Source organism: Thioclava sp. F28-4, assembly GCF_002020045.1.
In the GTDB taxonomy this organism is placed as follows: domain Bacteria; phylum Pseudomonadota; class Alphaproteobacteria; order Rhodobacterales; family Rhodobacteraceae; genus Thioclava; species Thioclava sediminum.
This window is the reverse complement of sequence record NZ_MPZQ01000068.1, coordinates 1-323: the sequence shown is the minus strand read 5'-3', so window position 1 is coordinate 323 and position 323 is coordinate 1. Positions and strand designations below refer to the sequence as shown.

At 61.6% G+C, this 323-nt stretch carries 1 protein-coding gene; it reads left to right on the top strand.

All coding sequences use genetic code 11. The features are described 5' to 3' along the window. A partial coding sequence (locus BMI87_RS21910) for an SLC13 family permease (protein ID WP_146681752.1) occupies positions 1-323 on the top strand: 323 nt, incomplete at both ends.

The window sequence follows — 323 nt, the reverse complement described above, 5'->3', positions numbered from 1 at the left end:
CTTATCCCGGTGGCCGGCGCGATGCAGACCACTGGCGCGGCAGATGTTCTGGCGCGTTTTCTGGTCGAGACGATCGCGCGCGGGAACGCCATCGCGGCTCTGGCGGCAATTCTAATCACCACGATGTTCCTATCGGATTTGATGAACAATGCAGCCACGGCAGCGGTGCTGTCGCCAGTTGCCTTGGGCATCGCCGCTTCACTCGACGTGAACCCCGACAGCTTCCTGATGGCGGTGGCGATCGGGGCATCTTGTGCTTTCCTCACGCCGATCGGCCATCAGAACAACACTCTCATCCTCGGGTCAGGCGGCTTTCGCTTCGG